Annotated in this window: 22 protein-coding genes; 11 read left to right on the top strand and 11 right to left on the bottom strand. The window is 67.5% G+C overall.

Annotated features, from left to right (window positions below; genetic code table 11):
• Positions 1-387: 387 nt before the first annotated feature.
• A complete protein-coding gene (gene pmbA / locus AC3FNH_RS31625) occupies positions 388-1,755 on the bottom strand; it encodes a metalloprotease PmbA (RefSeq protein WP_488722895.1) in 1,368 nt (455 codons plus the stop codon).
• Positions 1,756-1,812: 57 nt separating this feature from the next.
• Between pmbA and yjgA the strand changes: the two genes are divergently transcribed.
• Complete coding sequence (gene yjgA / locus AC3FNH_RS31620; RefSeq protein WP_276098054.1) at positions 1,813-2,418, top strand: ribosome biogenesis factor YjgA; 606 nt, start codon at positions 1,813-1,815, stop codon at positions 2,416-2,418.
• Positions 2,415-3,053: a molybdopterin adenylyltransferase gene (gene mog / locus AC3FNH_RS31615; protein ID WP_488722894.1), complete on the top strand. Its 639-nt coding sequence runs from the start codon at positions 2,415-2,417 to the stop codon at positions 3,051-3,053. Before yjgA ends, mog begins: the two co-directional genes overlap by 4 nt.
• A 58-nt stretch (positions 3,054-3,111) precedes the next feature.
• Here the strand turns inward: mog and AC3FNH_RS31610 are convergent, their stop codons facing one another.
• Positions 3,112-3,993: an AEC family transporter gene (locus AC3FNH_RS31610; protein ID WP_488722893.1), complete on the bottom strand. Its 882-nt coding sequence runs from the start codon at positions 3,991-3,993 to the stop codon at positions 3,112-3,114.
• 97 nt (positions 3,994-4,090) lie between these two features.
• Positions 4,091-4,723 carry an oligoribonuclease gene (gene orn, locus AC3FNH_RS31605; protein ID WP_276098057.1) on the bottom strand — a complete coding sequence of 211 codons (633 nt, stop codon included), beginning with the start codon at positions 4,721-4,723 and terminating at the stop codon, positions 4,091-4,093.
• 184 nt (positions 4,724-4,907) lie between these two features.
• Between orn and AC3FNH_RS31600 the strand changes: the two genes are divergently transcribed.
• The 3 genes from AC3FNH_RS31600 to AC3FNH_RS31590 are packed head-to-tail and all read left to right on the top strand — an operon-like array spanning position 4,908 to position 7,471.
• Positions 4,908-6,155: a M48 family metallopeptidase gene (locus AC3FNH_RS31600; protein WP_488722892.1), complete on the top strand. Its 1,248-nt coding sequence runs from the start codon at positions 4,908-4,910 to the stop codon at positions 6,153-6,155.
• Entirely contained in the window at positions 6,152-7,123 is a 972-nt protein-coding gene (gene rsgA / locus AC3FNH_RS31595) for a ribosome small subunit-dependent GTPase A (RefSeq protein ID WP_276098059.1), read from the top strand. Before AC3FNH_RS31600 ends, rsgA begins: the two co-directional genes overlap by 4 nt.
• Positions 7,124-7,165: 42 nt before the next feature.
• Positions 7,166-7,471, top strand: a complete 306-nt coding sequence (locus tag AC3FNH_RS31590) for a putative signal transducing protein (protein ID WP_488722891.1) — start codon at positions 7,166-7,168, stop codon at positions 7,469-7,471.
• Position 7,472: 1 nt separating this feature from the next.
• Here AC3FNH_RS31590 and AC3FNH_RS31585 read toward each other — a convergent pair whose 3' ends face one another.
• Together AC3FNH_RS31585 and AC3FNH_RS31580 are read right to left on the bottom strand one after the other, a co-directional pair.
• On the bottom strand, positions 7,473-8,468 hold the full coding sequence (locus AC3FNH_RS31585; protein WP_276098061.1) for a CobD/CbiB family protein: 996 nt from the start codon (positions 8,466-8,468) through the stop codon (positions 7,473-7,475).
• A gap of 227 nt (positions 8,469-8,695) precedes the next feature.
• Positions 8,696-9,394 (bottom strand): pirin family protein, encoded by a 699-nt coding sequence (locus tag AC3FNH_RS31580; RefSeq protein ID WP_488722890.1) that lies wholly within the window; start codon positions 9,392-9,394, stop codon positions 8,696-8,698.
• 159 nt (positions 9,395-9,553) lie between these two features.
• On the opposite strand from AC3FNH_RS31580, the gene AC3FNH_RS31575 reads away from it, so the two are divergent.
• Positions 9,554-10,477 carry a LysR family transcriptional regulator gene (locus AC3FNH_RS31575; protein WP_276098063.1) on the top strand — a complete coding sequence of 308 codons (924 nt, stop codon included), beginning with the start codon at positions 9,554-9,556 and terminating at the stop codon, positions 10,475-10,477.
• 16 nt (positions 10,478-10,493) lie between these two features.
• On the top strand, positions 10,494-11,399 hold the full coding sequence (gluQRS, locus tag AC3FNH_RS31570) for a tRNA glutamyl-Q(34) synthetase GluQRS (protein WP_488722889.1): 906 nt from the start codon (positions 10,494-10,496) through the stop codon (positions 11,397-11,399).
• Between the two features lie 30 nt (positions 11,400-11,429).
• Here the strand turns inward: gluQRS and AC3FNH_RS31565 are convergent, their stop codons facing one another.
• Positions 11,430-12,923 carry a DEAD/DEAH box helicase gene (locus AC3FNH_RS31565; RefSeq protein ID WP_488722888.1) on the bottom strand — a complete coding sequence of 498 codons (1,494 nt, stop codon included), beginning with the start codon at positions 12,921-12,923 and terminating at the stop codon, positions 11,430-11,432.
• Positions 12,924-13,262: 339 nt separating this feature from the next.
• Between AC3FNH_RS31565 and AC3FNH_RS31560 the strand changes: the two genes are divergently transcribed.
• A complete protein-coding gene (locus tag AC3FNH_RS31560; protein ID WP_276098066.1) occupies positions 13,263-13,466 on the top strand; it encodes a hypothetical protein in 204 nt (67 codons plus the stop codon).
• A 23-nt stretch (positions 13,467-13,489) separates the two neighbouring features.
• On the opposite strand, the gene hutG is transcribed toward AC3FNH_RS31560, so the two are convergent.
• From hutG to AC3FNH_RS31535, 5 genes are all read right to left on the bottom strand, one after another.
• Positions 13,490-14,446, bottom strand: coding sequence for a formimidoylglutamase (gene hutG, locus AC3FNH_RS31555; RefSeq protein ID WP_488722887.1), 957 nt, complete (start codon positions 14,444-14,446; stop codon positions 13,490-13,492).
• Positions 14,443-15,741 carry an MFS transporter gene (locus AC3FNH_RS31550; RefSeq protein WP_276098068.1) on the bottom strand — a complete coding sequence of 433 codons (1,299 nt, stop codon included), beginning with the start codon at positions 15,739-15,741 and terminating at the stop codon, positions 14,443-14,445. Before AC3FNH_RS31550 ends, hutG begins: the two co-directional genes overlap by 4 nt.
• A gap of 94 nt (positions 15,742-15,835) precedes the next feature.
• Positions 15,836-17,518 (bottom strand): urocanate hydratase, encoded by a 1,683-nt coding sequence (gene hutU / locus AC3FNH_RS31545; RefSeq protein WP_488722886.1) that lies wholly within the window; start codon positions 17,516-17,518, stop codon positions 15,836-15,838.
• A 191-nt stretch (positions 17,519-17,709) separates the two neighbouring features.
• Positions 17,710-18,465 (bottom strand): histidine utilization transcriptional repressor HutC, encoded by a 756-nt coding sequence (hutC, locus tag AC3FNH_RS31540; RefSeq protein ID WP_276098070.1) that lies wholly within the window; start codon positions 18,463-18,465, stop codon positions 17,710-17,712.
• A 110-nt stretch (positions 18,466-18,575) separates the two neighbouring features.
• Positions 18,576-19,256: a Crp/Fnr family transcriptional regulator gene (locus AC3FNH_RS31535; protein WP_488722885.1), complete on the bottom strand. Its 681-nt coding sequence runs from the start codon at positions 19,254-19,256 to the stop codon at positions 18,576-18,578.
• Between the two features lie 114 nt (positions 19,257-19,370).
• On the opposite strand from AC3FNH_RS31535, the gene AC3FNH_RS31530 reads away from it, so the two are divergent.
• From AC3FNH_RS31530 to AC3FNH_RS31520, 3 genes are all read left to right on the top strand, one after another.
• Entirely contained in the window at positions 19,371-20,141 is a 771-nt protein-coding gene (locus tag AC3FNH_RS31530) for a class II aldolase/adducin family protein (RefSeq protein WP_488722884.1), read from the top strand.
• Position 20,142: 1 nt separating this feature from the next.
• Positions 20,143-21,072, top strand: a complete 930-nt coding sequence (locus AC3FNH_RS31525) for a 2-hydroxyacid dehydrogenase (protein WP_488722883.1) — start codon at positions 20,143-20,145, stop codon at positions 21,070-21,072.
• An 86-nt stretch (positions 21,073-21,158) separates the two neighbouring features.
• A complete protein-coding gene (locus tag AC3FNH_RS31520) occupies positions 21,159-21,950 on the top strand; it encodes an aspartate/glutamate racemase family protein (protein ID WP_488722882.1) in 792 nt (263 codons plus the stop codon).
• The last annotated feature ends 262 nt before the right edge of the window (positions 21,951-22,212 follow it).

Genomic DNA, 22,212 nt, shown 5'->3' with positions numbered 1-22,212 from the left:
GCCTGGGTGCTCAGACTAGGGCTCTGCGCGTAGCGCAGCCGAAGGCGATTACACGATGTCGGTAGCAGGAGGGACCACGGACAGTTTCGGGGCTCGTTCAATCATTGCTTGAAAGCCTACCGGCGGACGCGCACCACGCGGCAGGCAGCCAGGCACACTCTGAAGTTCATACCCGTACAACACCCGCAGCACACTACGATCAATATTCGCCCGCTAGGGCAAGTAAACGCGCTTTTTGGTTACTTTTTGTCGCTCGGACAAGAAGTGACTCGCCGGCTACGCCGGCGAAACAGCAGCGCCCGCCAAGCACGACAACCCAATCACACCCCCCCCCAAAAAAACCGCCTGATCTTCAGGCGGCCTTTTTCGTTCAGATGCGACCTTCCGTCAATTGCCCGCGATCGTCATCTGTTCGATCAGAATCGACCCCGTCTCCTTGGTCCCGCGCACCAGCGAATCCGAGCCGATGGCAACGATCTGGCGGAACATCTCCGCCATGTTGCCGGCAATGGTGATCTCTTCAACCGGATACTGGATCTCGCCGTTCTCCACCCAGTAGCCCGAGGCGCCGCGCGAGTAGTCGCCGGTCACGTAATTAACACCCTGCCCCATCAGTTCCGTCACGAGCAGGCCAGTGCCGAGCTTCTTCAGCATGCCGGGGAAATCGTCGCTGGCCGTCGCCAGACTGCTGCTCAGCGTCAGGTTGTGCGAGCCGCCGGCGTTGCCGGTGGTCTGCATCCCGAGCTTGCGCGCCGAGTAGGTCGAGAGGAAGTAACCCTCGACCACGCCGTCGCGCACCACGTCGCGCTCGCGGGTGCGCACGCCCTCTTCGTCGAACGGCGCGCTGCCCATGGCGCCGGGTACGTGCGGCCGCTCATGGATCTGGATATGCGGGGCGAACACCGCCTTGCCCAGCGAGTCATGCAGGAAGGTGGACTTGCGATACAGCGCGCCGCCCGAGACCGCCTGCACGAAGGCGCCCAGCAGGCCGGCGGCCAGCGGTGCCTCGAACAGCACGGGGCAGCGGCGCGTCGACAGCTTGCGCGCGTTGAGGCGGGCCAGCGCGCGTTCGGCGGCATAGCGGCCGATGTCTTCCGGCGCGGCCAGCGCCAGCGGCGAACGCTTGGACGAGTACCAGTCGTCGCGCTGCATGCCGCTGCCGGAGCCTGCGATCGGCGCGCAGGAAATGAAGTGGCGCGAATACGGATAGCCGCCAGTGAAGCCACGCGTGGTGGCCAGCACGAACTGCGAATGCTGCGCCGATACGCTCGCGCCATCGCTGTTCTTGATGCGCGGAGACACCGCCAGCGCGGCCGCTTCGGCGCGGCGCGCGATGTCGATGGCGCCTTCGGCATCGATCGTCCAGGGGTGGAACAGGTCCAGGTCGCGCGGCTCGCGTTCGAGCAGTTCTTCCTCGGCCAGGCCGGCGCAGTCGTCCTCGGCGGTGAAGCGGGCGATGTTGTAGGCCGCCTCGGCCGTGGCGCGCAGCGCGGCCGGCGAGAAGTCGGAGGTGCTGGCATTGCCGCGGCGCTTGCCGATCAGGACCGTCACGCCGACCACCTTGTCGCGATTCTGCTCGATGGTCTCCACCTGGCCCTTGCGCACCGACACCGACAGGCCGCTGCCCTCCGAGATCTCGGTCGCGGCGTCGGTCGCGCCGAGCTCGCGTGCCACACGCAGCACATCTGCCGCCATCTCGCTGAGCTGGGCCTGGGTATAGGTGAAATGCGCGGTCTGTTCGGCGATGGGGTCCATGCTGGGCGGTGTCATCTAAAGTCCAAGCGGGAATCATAGCAAGATAAAATGCCGTCCATGACGCGAAATTCCCGTAACTCCCCCGGCTCCCGCTTTCCTGGCGCCTTTGCGCCGGAACCCGATATGGACGAGCCCAAAAGCAAGTCGCAGAAGAAACGCGACATGACCGCCCTGCAGGCCGTTGGCGCTGAACTCGAAGCCCTGCCCAAGGACCGCCTGGCACGCGTGCCGATGCCCGAAGCCCTGGCCGACGCCATCCACGAGGCGCGCCGCATCACCAGCCATGAAGGCAAGCGGCGGCAGATGCAGTTCGTGGGCAAGATCATGCGCGGCCTGGAAGACGATGAAGTGGAGGCCATCCGCGCCGCGCTCGAAGGCTTCAAGGGCACCAGCAAGGCCGAGACCGCGCGCATGCACCTGATCGAGCGCTGGCGCGAGCTGCTGCTGGCCGACGATGCCGCGCTGACCCGCTTCCTGGGCGAGCATCCCGGCATGGACGTGCAGACAGTGCGCAACATCATCCGCAACGCCCGCAAGGAAAAGGAGCAGGGCAAGCCCCCGCGCTACTTCCGCGAACTGTTCCAGGCCATCAAGACCGCGCTGGACGCAAAGGACGCGGCAGCAGCAAGCGAGCAACCCCCTACTCCGGAGCCCGACGCATGACGCAGACCACGCAGCCGATCGCCCGCAACCACCCCGATGAGCTGGTGGTGGGTTTTGTCTCCATTTCCGACCGCGCTTCGGCGGGGACCTATCAGGACGAAGGCATCCCGACCCTGCGCGAGTGGCTTGGCCGCACGCTGACCACGCCCTGGCAGGGCATCGAGCGGCTGATTCCGGATGAGCAGGCGCTGATCTCGCGCACGCTGATCGATCTGGTCGACGTGGCCGGTTGCGACCTGGTCCTGACCACCGGCGGCACCGGGCCCGCGCGCCGCGATGTCACGCCCGAAGCCACGCTGGCAGTGGCCACCAAGGAAATGCCCGGCTTCGGCGAGCAGATGCGCCAGGTCAGCCTGCAGTTCGTGCCGACCGCGATCCTGTCGCGCCAGGTGGCGGTGATCCGCGAAACGGCGAGCCGCGCGGCGCTGATCATCAACCTGCCCGGCCAGCCGCGCGCCATCCGCGAAACGCTGGAAGGCCTGCGCGACGATGCCGGCAAGCCGGTCGTCCAGGGCATCTTTGCCGCAGTGCCCTATTGCATCGACCTGATCGGCGGCCCCTACGTCGAGACCGACGAGAGCGTGGTCAAGGCCTGGCGGCCCAAGCACGCGATCCGCAGCAAGCCTGCCGCCTGAGCGGCGGTACTGAGCGGCGGCACTGAGCGGCAATACTGAGCGCCGGCACCGCCGGGGCTCAGCGCAGCCCCAGGTAGAGCCCCACCGGCACGAACAGCACGGCGCCGATATTGCCGAGCAGGACAATCGACGCCACCTGGTCCGGCTCCTGCCGGAAGTGGTCGGCCACCAGGAAGTTCAGTACGGCCGGCGGCAGCGCGGCAAAGACAAAGAGCAGTCCGCGCTGCAGTTCGGTCAGCGGCACCCAGTGCGCGAGCGGCAGCGCCACGGCGACGCCCGTGAGCGGACATGCCACGGCCCCCACGATGCCCATGCCCCAGTTGCGCAGGCTCACGTCCTTCATGCGCACGCCGAGCGCGAACAGCATCAGCGGGACGGTGGCATCGCCAAGCAGCTTGATGGACTGGTAGACCGGCTCCGGCAACGCGAACCACGGCTTGGCCAGCGACAGCGCGACCCCGGCCACGGTTGCCAGCACCATCGGATTGCGCGCGATCTGCGCGATCGAAGCATGGCGGTTGACGATCTTCATGCCGATCGTGAAATGCATCAGGTTCGATGCCGCGAACAACGCCACCGCGGGCGCCAGGCCCGCCGGCCCGAAGGCAAAGACCGACAGCGGCAGCCCCATGTTGCCGCAGTTGTTGAACATCATCGGCGGCACGAAGGTACGCGGATCGACACGCAGCGCGCGCGCCGCGATCCACGCGAGCATGCCGGAACCAATCACCACCGCGGTCGCGCACGCAAGCAGCACGAGCTGGTCGGCCAGCACGAAGTCCTTGCTGACGAAGGCCGACACCACCAGCAGCGGCGCGATCACGTCCAGCGTCGCACGGTTGATGCCCGCCATGTCCGGGTGCGCCTTGCGCCCGTATAGCCACCCCACCAGGATGATCAGGATGACCGGCGTGATGATGGAGATGATGCGGGCAAACATGGATCGGGAGGAACGGCGAGCGGAGAGCGGAGAGCGGCTGCCTGCGTGGCGCAGGCGGGCGGCGTGACCGGCCGACGGCCGGTCCGCCGGTTCTTCTTTATTGCGTGGCGGCGTCAGCGCCCGGCGTGGCGGGCGCCGCAGCGGCAGTGGCCGCAGCAGGCGTATGACGAATGAAGTGCGTGCGGTAGTAGCGCAGCTCCTCGACCGACTCCAGGATATCGGCCAGCGCCGTATGCAGCTGGCGCTTGACGAAGCCCTTGTGAATGGCCGGCTCCCAGCGCTTGCACAGCTCCTTGAGCGTCGACACGTCCAGGTTGCGGTAGTGGAAGAACGCCTCCAGCTTGGGCATGTAGCGCGCCATGAAGCGACGATCCTGGCAGATCGAGTTGCCGCACATCGGCGACTTGCTGGCCGGCACCCAGCGCTTGAGGAAGGCCAGCAGCTCGGCCTCGGCCTGCTCTTCAGTGAGCGTTGAAGCCTTGACCTTGTCGATCAGGCCCGAGCGGCCGTGGGTGCCCTTGTTCCAGTTGTCCATGCCGTCGAGCACGGCGTCGGACTGGTGGATCACCAGCACCGGACCCTCGGCCAGGATGTTGAGTTCGGAATCGGTCACCACGATCGCGACCTCGATGATGCGATCGGTTTCCGGCGACAGGCCGGTCATTTCCATGTCCAACCAGATCAGGTTGTTTTCACTCTTGACGGATTTGGCGGCGGCTTGGCTTGTCATCTGGACTGCGGTGTCTGGCGGTAGGGAAAAGCGCCGCGGAAGTCCCGCGCGCGCGAACAACTTATAATTCTCGCATATCCGTCCGCCGTGTCCGTCGCAGCGCACCTGCGCCACCCACGCGGATAACCTGCGCAGCGTCGGCCACATATGGCCATCGCTGCCTTCGCCGACAAGGCTCTTGCCGATGTTCACGCTCATCTTCCTCGCCGCGCTGGTCGTCATGGTACTGACCAAGCTGTGGCTGGCGGCCCGCCAGGTCCGCCATGTTGGCCAGCACCGCAACGCCGTGCCGCCCCGCTTTGCCGACACCATTGCCCTGTCTTCCCACCAGAAGGCCGCCGACTACACCATCGCCCGCACGCGGCTTTCGATGCTCGAGGTTCTGGCCGGCGCCGCGGTGCTGATCGGCTTCACCATGCTGGGTGGCCTGCAGTGGCTGAACCAGTTCTGGCTCGACCTGTTCGGCCCGGGCTACGCCTACGGGGTGGCGCTGATCGCAAGCGTGGCGCTGATCGGCGGGCTGGCGGAGCTTCCCTTCACGCTGTACGGGCAGTTCGGCATCGAGGAACGCTTCGGCTTCAACAAGATGACCGTGGGCCTGTGGCTGGCCGACATGGTCAAGATGCTGCTGGTCGCCTGCGTGCTCGGCCTGCCGCTGCTGCTCGCGGTGCTCTGGCTGATGGACCGCGCCGGCAGCCTGTGGTGGGTCTGGACCTGGCTGGTATGGATGGCCTTCAACCTGCTACTGCTGGTCGTGTTCCCCACCTTCATCGCGCCGCTGTTCAACAAGTTCGAGCCGCTCGACGATGAGTCCCTGCGCCAGCGCATCGAGGCGCTGATGCAGAAATGCGGTTTTGCCAGCAAGGGCCTGTTCGTGATGGACGGCAGCAAGCGCAGCGCGCATGGCAATGCCTATTTCACCGGCTTTGGCGCGGCCAAGCGCATCGTCTTCTTCGACACGCTGCTGGCGCGCCTGTCGGGCGACGAGATCGAGGCGGTGCTGGCCCACGAACTCGGCCACTTCAAGCGCCGCCACGTGGCCAAGCGCATCGCCGTGACCTTTGCGCTGAGCCTGGTCTTCCTGGCCCTGCTGGGCTGGCTGTCGACGCGTACATGGTTCTATACGGGGCTGGGCGTGGTGCCGAACCTGGGCGTTTCCAACAGCGCGCTGGCGCTGGTGCTGTTCTTCCTGACGCTGCCGGTCTTCACGTTCCTGCTGGGCCCGCTGTCCAGCCAGTCGTCGCGCCGGCACGAATTCGAGGCCGATGCCTTTGCCGCGGACCAGACCAACGCCGGCCACCTGGTCTCGGCACTGGTCAAGCTGTACAAGGACAATGCCTCCACGCTGACCCCCGACCCGCTCTACAGCGCGTTCTACTATTCGCACCCGCCCGCCGCGCAGCGGATCGACCGGCTGCTGGCGCACGCATGAGCCGCACCAGCCGTCACCGTACCGCCGGCGGTAATTCCGGCACCGGCAAGACCGCCGAAGGCGCCCTGGTCATCGCCGCGCATGGCCGCCACTATGTGGTGGAGCTGGCCGACGGCACGCACATGCACGCCTTCCCGCGCGGCAAGAAGAGCGACACCGCGGTGGGCGACCATGTCAGCGTGGAACGCACCGCGGTCGACCAGTGCGTGATCACGGCCGTCAGCCCGCGCAAGAACCTGCTGTACCGCTCCGACCAGTTCAAGTCCAAGCTGCTGGCCGCGAATATCGACCAGGTAGTCGTCGTGCTGGCCACCGAGCCCGGATTTTCGGAGGACCTGCTCGGGCGCGCGCTGGTCTCGGCCGAGGCCATGGAGATCCGCCCGCTGATCCTGCTCAACAAGACCGACCTGCCCGACCGCCTCGACGAATCCCGCCGCCGGCTCGCGCTGTACCGGGACCTGGGCTATGACACGGTCGAGCTGTCGGTGCACGGTGACCCGGCCAATGCCCTGGCCGCGCTGAAGCCGCGTCTCGCGGGGCTCGCCAGCATCCTGATCGGCCAGTCGGGCATGGGCAAGTCCTCCCTGCTCAACCTGCTGATCCCGGGCGTGGAGGCGCAGACGCGCGAGATCTCCGCCAAGCTCGATTCCGGCAAGCACACCACGACCTTCACGCGCCTGTACCACCTGCCGCCCGAGTGGGGCAACGTGGATGGCCGCGAGGGTTGCCTGTTCGATTCGCCCGGGTTCCAGGAATTCGGCCTGCACCACCTGAGCGAAGGCATGCTGGAACGCGCCTTCCCCGAATTCCGGCCGCGCCTGACCGAATGCCGCTTCTACAATTGCCACCACGTCAACGAGCCAGGCTGCGGCGTGCTGGCCGCGGTGGAGAACGGCGGCATTGCGGAGCGCCGCCACCAGCTCTACACGCAGCTCCTGCACGAATCCAGCCAGCAGAAGCCCTGGTAGCCGTGGTATGGTGGCTGCACCTGCGTTGCCGGTGCGCCGCCCATGAAACTGCTGCTGTCCGCCACCTCGATCGTGCACGCGGCGCACTGCTGCAACGTGTTGCGCGCTGCCGGTATCCGGGCCGAACTGCGCAACACGTGGCTCTCAGGCGCGATCGGCGAAATCCCGTTTCGCGAAAGCGCCCCGCAGGTCTGGATCCTCGATGATCACATGGAGGCGCAGGCCTGGGCCGCGCTGAAGACGGCGGCGGAACCGCCGCCGGGGCCGCGCTGGCAGTGCCGCCACTGCCAGGAATGGCATGAGCCGCAGTTCGGTGCCTGCTGGCGCTGCGGCGCGTCGCGGGATTAGATCAACCCACCCAGAGCGCCAGCGACAGCATCGCCAGCAGCAGCATCCACAGCACCACGGCGCGCCACACCAGCCCCACCGCAGACTGCAGCGTACGCACGCCCGGCTCCGCGCCGAACTCGGGCGCGGCGGGCTCGGGACCGTTGTCGTTTTCCATGCCCGGCGCGTAGTCGATCGCGGGGCCGGCCGCCATGCTGGTGCGAAGCACGACGCTGGAATCGTCTTCCGGCAATGGCGTGCCCAGGCGCACGCCGAGCGCCCCGCCACCGCTTGCGAGCAGGATGCCGTTGACCGCGTCGTTCCACTTGCGGGCGTGGTTGCGCCATGCGTAGACCGCGTCCTCGAAATTGCCCACGATGGCAAACCCGATCGCCGTCAGCCGCGACGGCACCCAGTCCAGCAGGTAGAACGCACGTGCAGCGAAGCGGCCGAGCGCCGGGCTGCGCTCGGTCGATGGCAGGTTCCACTGGCGGCCCAGGAATTCCGCCGCGCGGTACAGCACCACGCCGCCCGGCCCGATCGGCACCAGGAACCAGAAGAACACGCCGAACACATGGCGGTGCACGGCGACGATCGCCGCCTCGAGCGTGTGGCGCACGATCTCGGTCACCGGCATCTCGATGGTCTCGATGCCGGTCCATTCGTGCAGCAGCGCGCGCGCAGCGAGCAGGTCGTCGCGGTTCAGTGCCTCGTGGATATCGGTGAAATAGTGGCTGAACTGGCGGAAGCCCAGCGTCATGTACAGCACCAGCACGTTCCACGCGAGTGTGAGTGCAATGCTGATCGACGCGAGCAGGTAGTGAACCACCATCACGGCCAGGGTGAGCGGCAGGACCACCGTGAGCCACGCGAGCGCGGCGTCGCGCGGGCGGCCGGTGTCGAACGCGTGTTCGGCGCGGTCACCCAGCGCACGCACGATCTCGTGGATCGGGTTGTTGCGACCCAGGGCGCGGAACTGCTCTGCGATCAGCGCCAGGAGAACGGATACGAAAGTCATCTCGGTACCGGGTGACGGGCCCGGCGTCGGCCAGGCCGGAAACTAGGGGCGGCAACCTGCCGGCGATGTGCCGGGCCGGTCGCAAATGCATAGCGAGAAGATAGCACAGCGGTACATGCCCGACGACGGTACCGCCGTAAAAGGCAAACAGCCCGCGGGCACGGGCCGGCGGGCTGTGATGGATGGCGGCGCAGCGCGTCACGCACCGCACCAGCCTGGCCCTGGGCTCAGGGCAGGTCGAAGACCAGGACTTCGGCGCCTTCACCCTGCGTCAGCGCCAGGGCGTCCACGGACTCAAGCTTGGCCGCGTCGCCGGTTTCCAGCGTCTGGCCATTGATGGCGATCCGGCCACGCGCCACATACACGTAAGCACGGCGTCCGGGTTGCAGCGCCAGCGTGGCGGACTCGTCACCATCGAACAGGCCGGCGTACAAGCGCATGTCCTGATGCACGAGCACCGAGCCTTCCGCGCCATCCGAACTTGCAACCAGGCGCAGCCGGCCACGCTTGTCCGCCGCATCGAAGCGCTTTTCCTCGTAACCCGGCTCGATGCCGGTCTGGTTCGGCATGATCCAGATCTGCAGGAAGTGCGTGGTGTCGTGGGCGGCATGGTTGTACTCCGAATGCCGCACGCCGGTGCCCGCGCTCATGCGCTGCACGTCGCCCGGGCGAATCACGCTGCCGTTGCCCATGCTGTCCTTGTGCGCCAGCTCGCCTTCCAGCACGTAGCTGATGATCTCCATGTCGCGGTGGCCATGGGTGCCAAAGCCCATGCCGGGGGCGACGCGGTCCTCATTGATCACGCGCAGCGGGCCGAACTGGATGTGCTGCGGATCGTAGTAGTCGGCAAAGGAGAAAGAGTGATACGACTTCAGCCAGCCATGATCCGCGTAACCGCGCTCTTCAGACCTTCTGATTTCAATCATTTTGATGGCCCTCCTTGTGGCCCTGGCTTGCCCTCCCCTTGCGACATAGTGCCGTGGGATATGGCGTTTGCTTACGATGCTAGGAAGTTTATGCGCAGTGGCGTATATTGGACGGCATCGTCTTAGAAGCACTCATTCAGAATTTCTGAATATCCGAATATGCCACTCTCCCTCGAATCCCTGGAAGTCCTGGACGCCATCGAGCGCAAGGGCAGCTTCGCCGCCGCCGCCCACGAGATGGGCAAGGTGCCCTCCGCGCTGACCTATGTGGTGCGCAAGCTCGAAGAAGATCTGGACGTGCTGCTGTTCGACCGCCGCCGGCATCGGGCCGAACTGACGCCGGCCGGGCGCGCGTTGCTGGATGAAGGGCGCCACCTGCTCCACGCGGCGGATGACCTCGCGCGCCGGGTCAAGCGGCTGGCCACGGGCTGGGAAGCCACGCTGACCATCGTGGTGGACGACCTGATCAACTTTCGCGCGCTGCTTCCCGTCATCCAGGACTTCTACGACGAAAACACCGCGACCCGGCTGCGCTTTGCCAAGGAAGTGCTCGGCGGCGCCTGGGATGCACTGGTCAGCAACCGCGCCGACCTTGTGATCGGCGGCGCCTATGACGCACCCAGCACGCAGGGCTTCCAGATCCGGCCGCTGGGCAGCATGCCGTTCGTCTTCGCCGTGGCCGCGCACCACCCGCTCGCGACCGAGGAAGGGCCGCTGACGACGATCCAGATCGCCAAGCACCGGATCGTGGCGGTGGGCGACACCTCGCGCAACCTCCCGGCGCGTACGCATGGCGTGCTGGCCGGGCAGGATGTACTGGTCGTGCCGACCATGCGCGACAAGCTCGAAGCGCAGATCCGCGGCCTTGGCTGCGGCTGGCTGCCGGCGCCGATGGCGCAGCCGCACATCGAAAGCGGCGTGCTGCAGGCGCGCGAGACCGTCGAAGTGCGCGCTCCGGGCAACTTCAAAGTGGCCTGGCGCACGAGCAACCGCGGCAAGGCGCTGCAATGGTGGGCCGGCAAGCTCGAGGACCCGCGGCTGGCGCAGGCGCTGCTGCAGCAGCAACCGGACCTGGGCGGCTGAGGCGGGGGATACGCGCATGGCAGTACCCGCCAGCGGCTACCGCGGCCGCTTTGCTCCCTCACCCACCGGCCCGCTGCACATGGGTTCGCTGGTCACGGCCCTGGCCACCTGGCTCGACGCGCGCGCGCACGGCGGCCAATGGCTGGTGCGGATCGAGGACATCGACTACCCGCGCTGCGTGCGCGGCGCCGACTCGGAAATCCTGCAGACGCTTGAACGGCTGGGCCTGATACCGGACGAGCCGCCCGTCTGGCAAAGCCGGCGCGAGGCGCTGTATGCCGACGCGCTGCAGCGCCTGGATGCAGCCGGACAGCTCTACCCATGCGGCTGCTCGCGCAAGGAGATCGCCGATTCTCTGCTGCATGTGCGCGAACGGCACCAGACGCTCGGCTATCCGGGCACCTGCCGCAACGGGCTCAACGGCAAGCTGCCCCGCGCATGGCGCGTGCGCGTGCCGGATGGCCCGGCAGCCACCATCTGCTTCGACGACCGCTGGCAAGGCCGGCAATGCCAGGACCTCGAAACCGAGGTGGGCGACTTCGTGCTGCGTCGCGCCGACGGGCTCTGGGCCTACCAGCTCGCGGTAGTGGTGGACGACGGCCTGCAGGGCATCACGCATATCGTGCGCGGCGCCGACCTGCTCGACTCCACGCCGCGCCAGATCCACCTGCAGCACCTGCTCGGCCTGCCGACACCCGCTTACCTGCACGTGCCCGTGGTGGTCAACGCCATCGGCGAAAAGCTCAGCAAGCAGAGCGGCGCGCAGGCCATCGACACGCGTGCCCCGCTCGACGCGCTGCGCGCGGCCGGCGCGCATCTCGGGCTACGGAATGAAGGGAAGGATGTGGAGGACTGGCTCGATCGAGCCACCGCGGACTGGCTGCAGCGCCTGGCGGCGCTGCCTGCCGCGGCCGGGCGCTGACAGGCAGCGCCGGCCTCGCGGCAAGGCGGATCAGGACTTGCGCGGCACGCCGCCCAGCAGGGCGGCAACGGGGCGCTTGGCCCCCTGGCGGCCACGCGACAATGCCGCCGCAATCATCTCCTCGGCAGGCTTGGCCGGGGCGCTGTTCGGGCTCGGCTCGTAAGGACGCGAGAAGAACGGGTCGTCCGACGGGCGGAATGCGGTGCGGCCACCGGCGTGGTCGTGGCGGCGGCGACGGTCATCGCTCTCTCCGTCACCATTGCCGCGGGCACGGCGCACGTCCGCGCGCTGGCGGCGGCGATCGGCCTCTTCCTGGCGGGACTTCTCGCCGGTGGGATCGAACCCTTCCAGCGTGCCGCGCGGGACGCTGCGCTTGATCAGCCTTTCGATATCGGCGAGAAGACGCTCGTCGCCGGGCACGAAGATCGACAGCGCATCGCCGCTGGCGCCGGCGCGGCCGGTACGGCCGATGCGGTGCACGTAGTCTTCCGCGCTGAACGGCAGGTCGAAGTTGATCACGCACGGCATGTCGGCGATATCGAGGCCGCGTGCCGCGACGTCGGTGGCCACCAGCGCGTCGATGGTGCCGTTCTTGAAGCCTTCCAGCGTCTGCATGCGCTCGGTCTGGGTCTTGTCGCCATGGATCGCGGCGGCGTTGATGCCCTCGCGCTCCAGGTGGCGCGCCAGGCGCGAGCAGCCGATCTTGCTGTTGACGAACACGATGCACTGGCGCGACAGGCCCTGTTCGGCGCGCTGGCGCAGCAGGTGCACCACGGCAGCCTGCTTTTGGCCGTCTTCCACCTGGTACACCATCTGGCGCACGTTTTCATTGGTGGAGTTGCTGCGCGCCACTTCGATCGTGACCGGCTGCTTCAGGTAGCTCGCGGCCAGGCGCTTGATCTCGGGAGAGAACGTGGCCGAGAACAGCAGCGTCTGGCGCTGCGCAGGCAGCAGGTTGATGATGCGCTGCAGGTCCGGCAGGAAGCCCATGTCGAGCATGCGGTCGGCTTCGTCCAGCACCAGCATCTGCACCTGCGACAGGTTCACCGACTTCTGCTGCACGTGGTCCAGCAGTCGGCCCGGCGTGGCCACCAGGATTTCCACGCCGCGGCGCAGCGCGTCGGTCTGCGGGTTCATGTCGACGCCGCCGAACACCACCGTGCTGCGCAGGTCGGTGTGCTTGGCGTAGCGCGCAACGTTGTCATAGACCTGGTCGGCCAGCTCGCGCGTGGGCGTGAGCATCAGCGCGCGCACCGGGTGCCGTGCCGGCGAGGCACTCGCGTTGGCCATCGGCAACAGGCGCTGGATGATCGGCAGCGCGAAACCAGCGGTCTTGCCGGTGCCGGTCTGGGCCGCGCCCATCACGTCCTTGCCGAGCAGCACCACGGGGATGGCCTGCGCCTGGATCGGCGTCGGCTTGGTATAGCCTTGCTCGGACAGGGCGCGCAGGATGCGCGCGTCCAGGCCAAAGCTCTCGAACGTCTGCTCGGCTGCGTTCTGGTCAGGTAGGGTCGTAGTTGTCATGGTATCGGGGTCTGGCGGGAGGCGAACCCGGCACAAACGGATACGCGTCTGGAACTCATCTCGCCTTGCTACAGGCCGGATCCGGGGCGGATCCTGGCGCGGCAATGCCTTTGACGGCATTTGCCCAAGCGAATCAAAGACTTACATTCTAGCACCTCTGCCGCCACGACAGGTGGGCAAGTCGGCACTGCGTGCACGGCGGGTCTCGCCAACGGATTTCGCGAGCCAGTATGGGCGGCCCGGGTTTCAACAGCGTGTCACAAAGCGCGGCGATGATGATCGCCGATCCGCTGCCAGCCCCGGCCGGATCGCCATCAGACACGACAGGACATTGAACCCTTGAGCTTGACCCTGACCATGGATCTGGACTTTCTTCGCCAGGCGCGTGACCGCTTCCTGATGACTTCCACCGCTTTCCTGGGACTGGCGGGCGCAGCGGCCCTGGCCGCCCCATGCGGCCCGTCCGCCAGCCAGCCGGAGGGTGCCAGCCCGTCACTGCCGGCCTGGCCATTCGCGCCGCACAGCCTGCCGGCAACGGCCTGAGTGCGTGAGTTCCCCTGCGGCGATCAGGCCAGCAGCCGGTAAGCCAGCCGCGCCGCCACGCGCGCACCGCACCCATCGCGATCATAGGCGGGATTGAACTCGGCCAGCTCGGCCACGCGCAGCTTGCCGCTGGCCATGATCACTTCCAGCACGGCCTCGACCACCGTCAACGGCACGCCATAAGCGGCGGGCGCCGACACCGCTGGCATCACGGCCGCCGGCAAGACATCGAGATCGATGCTCAGATACACATGCGCGGCCGCGTCGATCCATCCCTGCAGTTCCGCCAGGCGCGCATCGAGATGGCGCTCCTGCATCAGCACATCCTCGACCCAGCGCACGTCCAGTTGCCGCGCGCGCTCGAACAGCGCGGCCGTATTGCCGAGACGGCTGACGCCGAGGCAGGCATAGTCGAAACGCAGGCCACGTTCGCGGCAGTCGTCGGCGATCTGGTCGAATGGCGTGCCCGAACTGGCCGGACGGCTCGAGCGCAGGTCGAAATGCGCGTCAAGATTGACCACCAGCACGCGGCCGCGGTCGTCACGCGCATCCAGGTGCGCGCGCAGGCCTTGCCAGGTGCCCCATGCCACTTCGTGGCCCCCGCCAAGGACCAGCGGACGGGCACCTGCCGCGAGCTCCGCGGCAACCACGCCTCCCAGCGCCTGCTGGGCGGCTTCGAGCCAATCGCCTTCGCACACCACGTCGCCGGCATCGTGCAGCGCCTGCACATCGTGGGCCGGCACGCCGGCCAGCGCGCGCCGGATCTCATGCGGCCCCGCCGCCGCGCCAACGCGCCCCTGGTTGCGCGCCACGCCGGCATCGCAGCAGAAGCCGATCAGCACCGGCGCACCGGGCTCGCGCTGCGTGCCCGCGCGCACGACGTTGAACAGGCGCCGCGTATCGCCGGCCTCGCCGTGATCGGCGCGGCCGCGCCAGACACCTTGCATCGGCTGGCCCTCACGCAATACCGCTGCATTCATTTCAGGCGCCGTCCCAGCGTCTCGGGCACCAGCGCCAGACCGATCAGCGACACCACGCCGCAGCCGATCACATAGAGCGCCGGTGCATTGGCGTCACCAGTGATCTGGATCAGGCGCGTCGAGAAGTACTGCGCAAAGCCGCCGAAGATCGCGATCGCCACGCAGTAGGCAATCGACAGTCCGGTGGCACGCAGGCGCTGCGGCAGCACCTCGCTGACCAGCACCATCGAGGCCGGCGCGGTCATCGACATCGGCACCGACAGGCAGGCCACCACCACCAGCAGCCGTGCCAGCGAGGGTTCGGCATTGATCAGCACGAACGCCGGGTAGACCATCACCAGCAGCGCCACGCGCGACCACAGCACGACCGTCTTGCGTCCGATGCGATCGGCCAGCCGGCCGGCGAACGGCGACAGCGCCACCTGGACCAGCGCCGCGATGCAACCGGCCCAGATGCTCAGCGACAGCGGCATCTTCAGCACGCTCACGGCGTAGTTGCTGAGGTAGTAGACAACGATATAGGTCGATGAGGCCAGGCCGATCATCAGCAGGATGCTGGCGAGCACCTCGCGTGCATGCTGGCGCAGCAGCGGCCATTGCGCGGCGTGTTCGCCGTGATGCGTCGGCTCGGCGGTCTCTTCCAGGCGGCGGCGGATCACCAGGCCGACCGGGATGACCAGAATGCCGATCAGGAACGCGAGACGCCAGCCCCATGATTCCAGCTCGGCCGGCGCCAGCACGTTGCTGAGCACCAGGCCGGTCACCGCGCCCAGCAGTGCCGCCAGCCCCTGGCTGAACGGCTGCCAGCCGGTATAGAAGCCGCGCGTCCGGTCATCGGCGTATTCGAGCAGCAGTGCGGTCGATGCGCCCATTTCCCCGCCGATGGCAAAGCCCTGCACCAGCCGCGCCAGCACCACCATCATCGGCGCAAGGATGCCGATCTGCGCGTACGGCGGCGTCACCACGAAAATCAGCGAACTCAGGCCCATCAGCCACAGCGTCAGCGCGACGGCCGGCTTGCGCCCCGCGCGGTCGGCATACATGCCGATCAGCAGGCCGCCGAGCGGGCGCATCAGGAAGCCGACACCGAAGGTGGCGAACGACATCAGCAGCTGCCCGGTCGGGTTGTCGACCGGGAAATACAGCCGGCCGATCAGCGTCGCAAAGAAGCTGTAGACCACGAAATCGTAGAACTCCAGGCCATTGCCGATGGTGATCGCGGCAATGGCGCGCGCACGCGAAAGCTGCGGCTGCGGCGCCGCAACCGCTGCGCTGGCGGTGGTTTGGATGGACATGGGTGTCTCCGGGAAACGGGATGGCAGCGGCCGGGCACCCCTTGGGCGCCCGGCCGTCAGAGCGGCTCTTGCTGGCCGATTCAGTCGCGCAACTTCAGTCGCGCAACATCGGCAGGTCCAGGCCCTGCTCGCGCGCGCAGTCGACGGCGATCTGGTAGCCGGCGTCGGCGTGGCGCATCACGCCCGTGGCAGGGTCGTTGTTCAGCACGCGGGCGATGCGCGCGGCGGCTTCATCGGTACCGTCGCAGACGATCACCACGCCCGAATGCTGCGAGAAGCCCATGCCGACGCCACCGCCGTGGTGCAGGCTCACCCAGGTGGCGCCGCTCGCGGTGTTGAGCAGCGCGTTGAGCAGCGGCCAGTCGGAGACGGCGTCGGAGCCGTCCTGCATGGATTCGGTCTCGCGGTTGGGGCTGGCGACCGAGCCCGAATCGAGGTGGTCGCGGCCGATCACGATCGGCGCCGACAGCTCGCCGCTGCGCACCATCTCGTTGAAGGCCAGGCCCAGCTTGGCACGCAGGCCCAGGCCGACCCAGCAGATGCGCGCCGGCAGGCCCTGGAAGCTGATGCGCTCGCGTGCCATGTCGAGCCAGCGGTGCAGGTGCTCGTCGTCGGGGATCAGTTCCTTGACCTTGGCGTCGGTCTTGTAGATGTCCTGCGGATCGCCCGACAGCGCGGCCCAGCGGAACGGACCGATGCCGCGGCAGAACAGCGGACGGATGTAGGCCGGCACGAAGCCCGGGAAATCGAACGCGTTGTCGACGCCCTCTTCCTTGGCCATCTGGCGGATATTGTTGCCGTAGTCGAAGGTCGGCACGCCCAGCTTCTGGAAATCCAGCATGGCACGCACGTGCGCAGCCATCGAAGCCTTGGCGGCCTTGACCACCACGGCCGGCTCGCGCTGCGCGCGCTCGCGATACTCGTCCCAGCCCCAGCCCGCCGGCAGGTAGCCGTTGAGCGGGTCATGCGCGCTGGTCTGGTCGGTGACCATGTCCGGGCGCACGCCGCGGCGCACCAGTTCCGGCAGCACTTCCGCGGCATTGGCGCACAGCGCGATCGAAATCGCCTTGCCCTGCGAGGTATAGCGGTCGATACGGGCCAGCGCATCATCGAGGTCCGTAGCCTGTTCGTCGACATAGCGCGTCTTCAGGCGGAAGTCGATGCGGCTCTGCTGGCATTCGATGTTCAGCGAGCACGCGCCGGCCAGCGTGGCGGCCAGCGGCTGCGCGCCGCCCATGCCGCCGAGGCCCGCGGTCAGCACCCAGCGGCCCTTGAGGCTGCCGCCGTAATGCTGGCGGCCGGCCTCGACAAAGGTTTCATACGTGCCCTGCACGATGCCCTGGCTGCCGATGTAGATCCACGAACCGGCGGTCATCTGGCCGTACATGGCCAGGCCCTTGGCGTCGAGTTCGTTGAAGTGTTCCCAGTTGGCCCAGTGCGGCACCAGGTTGGAGTTGGCGATCAGCACGCGCGGTGCGTCGCGGTGGGTGCGGAATACGCCGACCGGCTTGCCGGACTGGACCAGCAGGGTCTCGTCGTCTTCCAGGCGGGTCAGCACCTCGACGATGCGGTCATAGCACTCCCAGTTGCGCGCGGCGCGGCCGATGCCGCCATAGACCACCAGCTCCTTCGGGTTCTCCGCAACCTCGGGGTCGAGGTTGTTCATCAGCATGCGCAGCGGCGCCTCGGTCAGCCAGCTCTTGGCGGTCAGCTTGTTGCCACGCGGGGCACGAATCTCAATATCGCGGAAACGCGGGTTCTGGGGGTTCTCACTCATGGCAGCTCCTTCGGAATCACTGGCCCGGCCTCGCCGGGAAACATCACGTTATAGGCATGTATAGTCTTGTATATACAAGCATAGGTGTATTGGGGTATTCCCGAGGTCGGGCAAATATCGAAGTCCGAATGTGGCGGCGCCCGGACTTGGCCGGGCGCGTGTGTCGGATCAGTAATGCAGGAGCGGGACCGTCAGGACGTGAACCGCCCTTCCAGCCGGTGCATGGAGCCGGGGTGCAGCAGGCGCACCGACGTCACGACACGGTTGGCAGACCAGGTGCGGCGGCGGATCAGCAGGCACGGCTCGCCGCGATCGATCTGCAGCAGCGCGCATTCTTCGGGCGTGGCCAGCACGGCCTCGACCACGTGCTCGCCCTCGGTCAGCGGGGCTACGCGCGACAGGTATTCGTACGGTGTCTGGCGGGTGAAGTCCTGCGCCAGGTAGTCGGGCGCCACCACCGCGTTGACATAGCGATCCTCGAGCTGGATCGGCATATCGTCCTCGTAGTGCACGATCACCGTGTGGAACACGCGCTGGCCCTCGCCCACATCGAGCGCGGCCGCGCGCGCGGCGCCTGCCACCTCTTCGCTGCTCTTCACCACCCTGGCATGGTGGCGGCGGCCGCGCGCCGCGATTTCCTCGGCGATATTGTTGACCGCGTACAGCGCGGAATTGCGCTTGGGCTCGGCGACAAACGTGCCGACACCCTGCATGCGCACCAGCAGCCCGTCGGCGGTCAGCTCCCGCAGCGCGCGGTTCACGGTCATGCGGCTCACGCCGAGTTCCTCGACCAGCTCGGTTTCGGACGGTACGCGATGATGCGGCGGCCAGCTGCCGTCGGCGATCCTGCCGCTGATGAATTGCTTGACGCGCGCGTAGAGCGGCGCCGGCAGCGTGTCGGCCAGCCCGGCGGCTGGCTGGCCCGGCTGTGCGGAGGCTTGAGACAACGATTTTCCCCATGAGGCGGACACCATCGGCAACAGTGCCAGAGTGTCCGCCGGACTTGTATAGAGCGGTATTTACGTCACTGGCGAATGTACCACGCGGCTTGCGCCGGTCAACCCGTCGCGAGCCGCCGCAGCGCCGCCGGCTGCAACAGCTCCACCTGCCGGTAGTGGCGGCGTATCCAGCCGGCATCCTCCCAGGCCTGCAGGTACTTGGCGACGGTCTGCCGCGAACGGTTGACCATATCGCCGAGATCTTCGGCGGAGACCCGCACCACGTGGTCGGTCCGATCGGCCAGCTCGAGCAGGCGCGCGGCCATGCGCGCATCGACCGGCGCCTGCTGGGCCCGCTCGGCGTGGTCGAAGGCGACGCGCAGGCGCGCACAGATCTGCTGGACGATCAGTTGCATGCCCTCCGGATGCGCGGCCAGGATGCGGTCGAAATCGCGCCGGCCCAGCACCAGCAGCTCGGTGCTGCCCACGGCGAAGGCGTCATGCGTGCGCGGCTTGCCGTCGAGCAACGAGATCTCGCCGAACCAGCGGCCGCGGCCCACCACCGAATAGACCGACTCGCGCCCGCTCGCACTGACACGGCTCATGCGCACGCGGCCCGCCAGCACCATGCAGAAATACGTGGGCGGATCCCCGCGCGCGAAGATCATGTCGCCGTCGCCGAAGCGCTGGCGGCGTGCGGCCTTCTGCACGGCGTCGAGCACGCGGGCCGGCGCATTGCGCAGCCAGCCGCTCGCCACCACGCTGCGCGGCAACGTCCTGCCGGAATCCACGCCTTTCACATCACCCTCCCGCTGGCCAAAGCGAGATTGTCCAATACTTAACAGACTTGCGCGCAGACCCGGGCGCAGAATGCCACCGCACACGACACAGACAGCACCCCCGGAGGCATACACATGGCGCAAATACAACTCGTCGATTCCGTCAGGGACCGCGTTTCCGACGCGGAATGGCAGATGCGCGTCGACCTGGCGGCAGCCTACCGCCTGGTCGCGCATTTCGGCTGGGACGACCTGATCTTCACCCACATCTCGGCACGCGTGCCCGACGCACCCGACCAGTTCCTGATCAACCCCTACGGCATGCTGTTCGACGAGATCACGGCGTCCAGCCTGGTCAAGGTCGACCATCACGGCGTGCCCGTGCTGGACACGCCGTACGACGTCAACCCCGCCGGCTTCATCATCCACAGCGCCGTGCACGAGGCCCGGCCCGAGATCGGCTGCGTCATGCACACCCACACCCCGCATGGTGTCGCGGTGTCGGCGCAGCAGGCCGGCCTGCTGCCGATCTCGCAGCAGGCGATGTTCGCGCGCATGGGCCTGGCCTACCACGACTATGAGGGCGTGGCGCTGCGCGAGGATGAGAAGGCACGGCTGGTGGCCGACCTCGGCAGCGGCAAGCAGATGATCCTGCGCAACCACGGCCTGCTGACCTGTGGCCGCTCGGTGGCCGACGCGTTCCTGACGATGTACACGCTGGAATCCGCATGCCGCGTCCAGATCCTGGCGCAGAGCGGCGGCACGCCGCTGACGCTGGTGCTGGAATCCGCCAGCGCCGACGCGGGCCAGCAGGCGCGCCAGGCCACCAAGGGCAAGGGTTCGGGTCTCGCATGGCCGGGCCTGCTGCGCCGCCTGGACCGTATCCAACCCGACTTCCGCAACTGACATGGGCATCCTCGTACACCTTCCGTCCTTCATGGCGGGTCCCATTACCGCCCAGTTGCGTGAAGCGGCGCCCGACATCCCGGTCTGGAACGGCCGCGAGAACGCGCCCGCCGATGAAGTCGAAGCGATCATCGCGTGGGGCCTGAAGCCCGGCGTGGTGCCCGCCTTCCGCAACCTGCGCCTGGTCTGCTGCGCGGCGGCCGGCGTCGACAAGCTGCTGGCCGCGCCCGACCTGCCGGAGCACATGCCGGTCACGCGCGTGGTCGACCCGGGCCAGCAGACCGGCATCGCGCACTACGTGCTGGCCATGGCCCTGCGCCACGCGCGGCGTCTGGGCACCTATGCCGAGCAGCAGCGCCGCGGCGAATGGAAGCGCCACCCGGCCCCCGACCTCGCGCGCTGCCGCGTCGGCGTGCTGGGCATGGGAGAAATCGGCAGCGCCGTGGCCCGCACGTTCGCGGCCATCGGCTTTCCGGTGGCGGGATGGAGCCGCAGTGGCAAAGGCATTCCCGGCGTCACCGACTTCATCGGCGACGCCGGCTTGTCCGCCATGCTCGCGCAGACCGACATCCTGGTCTGCACGCTGCCGCTCACACCGCAGACACACGGCCTGCTCAACCGGCAGACGCTGTCGCAGCTGCCCGCCGGCGCGTTCTTCATCAACGTCGGCCGCGGCGAGCATCTGGTCGAACCCGACCTGGTCGCGCTGATCGACGAAGGCCACCTGGCTGGCGCCGCGCTCGACGTGTTCGCGAAGGAACCGCCGGAGCCGGGCGATCCGGTGTGGAACCATCCGCGCATCGAGGCGACGCCGCATATCGCGTGCGATCCGTCGTATCAGCTCGTGGCACGGCAGTGTGTGGAAAACCTGCGCCGGATGCGCGATGGCAGGGAGTTGCTGAACCTGGTGGATCGGACGGCCGGATACTGAACCGGAAAAACCCGCTGCGCACGAACCGGTCATCGTGGTACACGATGCATATAATTTTGGTCGACCATGTGTTAGCCCACCCGCTCATGGGCGGCGACGCCACCGCCGCCGTGACGAAGATGCTCGAACACCTCGACCGCATCGACCACGTCGGCATTTTCGACCGCCACCAAGGATCCGGATCCATGCGCATCGCCCTGCTCAACCCGAACGCCAGCCAGCACATCACCGACCGCATGGTGTCGCAGGCCAGGCTAGCCACTGGCAACGCCTGCGAGATCTTCGGCCTGACCAATGCGACCGGACCGGCCGTCATCCGCTCGCGCGTGGACAATGCCGCCGCGATCGACGGCCTGCTGAAGCTGGCGCGCTCACTGGATGACAATGTCGACGCAGTGATCCTCGGCGTATCCATGGACACCGCGCTTCATGCATTGCGGCAGATGCTCGCCATGCCCGTGGTGGGAACGACCGAAGCCGCGCTCGCCACCGCGAGCCTGCTCGGCGGCAGGATCGGGCTGCTGACGGTCGGCCCGGCATTGACGCCGCTGTACGCGGAACTGGCTGCGACGTACGGCCATGCGGGGCGGGTCGCGGGAATCCGCGGCATCGAGACGACCGCCGCCTATGGAGCGGAACTCGCGCCTGAGGTCCGCACGATGATGCTCGACGCCGTCACGGCGCTCAGCCGCGACGAGGGCGCGGACGTCGTCGTCACCGTGGCGGCGGCGCTGTGCGGTTACGTTCCCGCGGTTGCCGAACTGACCGATGTGCCGCTGCTCGATGGCATCGCCTGCGCGGCCGTGCAGGCCGTGGCACTTGCGCAATTGCATCCGCGCAAGGCCACCTACGGCAGCTTCGCCACCCCGCGTCACTGAAACGGCAGGCGGCGCTGCTTCCGCGATAGTGCCGACGCAACGTTGGGCTGACGATCCGGCCTGCCAAAGAAAAAGGCTGTTCGCCGGATTGTGGGGGATGGGGAGTGATGGGGGTTGTCGTGCTTGGCGGGCGCTGCTGTTTCGCCGGCGTAGCCGGCGGGCCTGTCCGTATTTTTGTGTGCGAGGCGGTTTTGAATTCTGTCAGCTTCGAGCGGCAGTAAATCGCTCGCCATACAGAATAGCAAACTGATTCATGGCGGAC

It is taken from the genome of Cupriavidus sp. 22TCCZM01-5 (assembly GCF_057798915.1).
This window is presented reverse-complemented; position numbering and strand designations above follow the sequence as displayed.